Consider the following 2,900-nt stretch of genomic DNA (forward strand, 5'->3'; position numbering starts at 1 on the left):
CTGGATGACGTTGCTGCTCGTCGCGGTGGCGGTGCCCCTCGGCTTCGCGGGCGGGGTGCTGCTGGCGCTGGGGCTTTGCCTGGCCGATTGGGCAGTGAGGGAGGAGGGTGGGGCGATGCGCCCGCAGCGCGGCGAGATGAAGCTGTCTCTGAGGCGATCGCCCCGACGAGCAATCGTCGCTCTGGAGGGAACCCTGCGGGACAAAGGCAGCAAGTCTACTCTTCCAGAATTTCTACCCAATCTTCGATAGGGATACCAAAAGCGCGGGCAGTTATGAAAACAGCGCTAAAGAGATGCAAGCCCGCCTGCAAGTGGCCGGAGTTGAGGGGATCGAAAGCTGCTTATCTTATCTTGCCCATGTGCCCGAAATCGCTCAGGTTATGCTGCGTCGTCAGCGCAGACCAAGACCGTGAAACCGGCTCTAAATCGGCACCTGCACCCGCGTCGTCACGGTCATCACGGGGGGCGATTGCTCTAGCTGCGTAAATTTCCAGCCCACGATCGCCCTATAATCCACCATCATCGTCAGCAGACCAATGCCGGAGGCGGTGTGTTCGTCGTTGAGGGCATTTTGCTCAAGCTGCTGGAGGTAGCGTTCTAGGGGTTGAGCAGCGAGGATGTCCTGGATAAAGCGCTGAAACGGGGCGATCGCCGCTGGTTTGACGCTGTTCGTCACCCAAAACACCAGGCGATCGGGGTGGAGTTGTAGCTTGATGCTGATGGGCTGGCGAGCGGCCTCGTCGTGAAACTTCATCGCATTTTCCAGCAGCTCGTTGGCAATATATCGAACCGCATCCTGCATTTCGGTGCGGCGGCTCAGCGTTTTGGGGTCGCGCTCATCGGCGGGAAAAAACGTCACCATATAATCCGCCAGAAAATTGGCAGACAGCCCGTTGTTTCGCCAGCGCTGGCGAATCGATTTGGCGCTGGGCGAAAAGCCCAAAATCAGATATTCCTGATTGGGCTGCAAAGCGTCGTCAAATTCTCCGAAGATTTGATTCATGCAGGCGGCTGGAGGCGGATCAGGGAGGCGGATCAGGGAGGCGGATCAGGGAGGCGCAAATGGCAAAAATATGGGAACGTTATCAGAAGCGCATCAAAGGCACAGAAATAAACAGAACGGCGCAGAATAAATGCACAAAATTTTAATTGGCTTTTTCGATTTTGATCCAGAAGCAAGCGAGACTCAGCGAACCGTCGAGCGCCCTCCTAACGCTGTTTCACAATTAAAAGCGTGATGTCATCGAACACTTTTTGCTGTCCGATGTGGCGGCGCACATCGTCAATCACCGCCTGCCGAATCTCAACGGCAGAGCGCTGCCAGTGCTGGCTAATCACCTGACAGAGCCGCTCGATGCCGTAAAGTTCGTGTGTTTCGTTGGCGGCCTCGGTGATGCCGTCGGTATATAGCACCACACCATCACCGGGTTGCAAGTGAATGTGGGTGTGGGTGATGAAGTCGGAAATGTCTTCTACCAGACCCACCGGAAAGCCCAGCGTCATGGTGTTAATCGACTCGATTTCGCCATTAGCCCGCACGACCAAAACTTCTTCATGCTGCCCGCTGAGGCGCAGTTGTCCGGCTTCGTAGTCCAATAGGGCCAGGGTTAGACTGCGATCGCAGTTCATGCGCTGCACGTTGTCATAAATCACGCGGTTTAGCGTGCTGAGAAAGCGCACCGAGTCAGTTTCCTGCGTGGAGAGCAGCGTTCGCACTGCCGTCTGCACCATGAGCATCAACATACCGCTTTCCAATCCATGACCCGTGATATCGCCAATCCCAATCTTGACCGCGCCGTTGTCGTGCAGCACGTCATAATAGTCGCCGCCAACTTCATCAGCGGGTTCCATAAACCCGGCAATTTCAAGTCCTTCAATCTGATCTAGCTCGTGATCTTTGGGCAACACCATTTGCTGAATCTGGCGGGTAATGGCCAGTTCCGCGCCCATTCGCAGGTTTTCTGACTGCAACTGCTGGTTGAGCAGCGTAATTTCGTCGTTGGCGCGGGCAAGCTGGGCGGTGCGCTCCTCGACCTTTTGCTCTAGCGTGCGGTAGAACTGGGCATTTTCCAGGGCGATCGCCGCTTGGGACGAGAGGATATTCAGCACAGTTACTCGCTCTGGCGTAAAGGTATCGGTGGCCAGGTTGTTTTCCAGATACAGCAGCCCGATCAGGTTGCCCTGGTTTAGGATGGGCGAACACAGCACCGAACGCGATTGGGTTTGCACGATATACGGGTCGGTGGTGAACAGGCCCTCCTCCACCGCATCCCGCAACACCACGTCTTCGCGGGTGCGCTGCACGTAATAGATCAGCGACAGTGGCAAGGTCTGCTCATCGGGCGATCGCGACTGTACCTGCACCTGCTCCTTGCCCTCAAGCATCCCCTCCGCCTCAATTCGCAGCCCGTCTGCTTGAAGCAATAGCAAACAGCCCTTCTGTGCGCCCGCGTTTTCGATCGCCAGCTTCAGCAGCTTTTCTAGCAAATTTGCCAGCACAATTTCTCCAGAAATCGCCTGCGCCGCCCGAATGACTGTATCCAGATCCAGGTTCAGTCCCTGAGTTCCGCCTGTGGAACTGCTTGACCCCAGCGACACCGTTTGGTTCATTAGCTCAGTTCTGGCCAAGGGTTCCATCCGCCGTTCCAAAAACTGGGGGTAGAGCGTGTTGAGGGCATCCACTTTATAGGTCGCCCCCCAGCGCAGGTAAGTATAGCGGGCATCCATCAGGTAAGACTGGGCTAGCCGTTCCTTACCCAGCGCCAGATAAAACTTACCTGCCAGTTCTTGCGCCAGTGCTAGGTCGTTGATAAAGTCGTTGTCCCTAGCGGCCTGGATTGCGTTGTCGTAGGCATCGATGGCTTCGGCGGTGCGCCCCAGTACCCGCAGCCGCTCGGCCT

General features: G+C 56.4%; 3 protein-coding genes and 1 pseudogene. 2 read left to right on the forward strand and 2 right to left on the reverse strand.

Features of this window, described 5'->3' with window-relative positions:
- A partial coding sequence (locus tag IGS51_RS19595; protein ID WP_297080473.1) for a hypothetical protein occupies window positions 1-250 on the forward strand: 250 nt, incomplete at its 5' end.
- 37 nt (window positions 251-287) lie between these two features.
- Window positions 288-398, forward strand: a pseudogene (locus IGS51_RS22440) (SPFH domain-containing protein); the annotation flags it as partial.
- 23 nt (window positions 399-421) lie between these two features.
- On the opposite strand, the gene IGS51_RS19600 reads toward IGS51_RS22440, so the two are convergent.
- Window positions 422-1,003, reverse strand: a complete 582-nt coding sequence (locus IGS51_RS19600; protein ID WP_297080474.1) for an ATP-binding protein — start codon at window positions 1,001-1,003, stop codon at window positions 422-424.
- A 206-nt stretch (window positions 1,004-1,209) separates the two neighbouring features.
- Window positions 1,210-2,900 (reverse strand): PP2C family protein-serine/threonine phosphatase (locus IGS51_RS19605; protein WP_297080475.1); only part of this gene is annotated, 1,691 nt, incomplete at its 5' end.

The sequence above is a fragment of the Thermoleptolyngbya sp. M55_K2018_002 genome (assembly GCF_015295965.1).
Classification (GTDB): domain Bacteria; phylum Cyanobacteriota; class Cyanobacteriia; order Elainellales; family Elainellaceae; genus Thermoleptolyngbya; species Thermoleptolyngbya sichuanensis.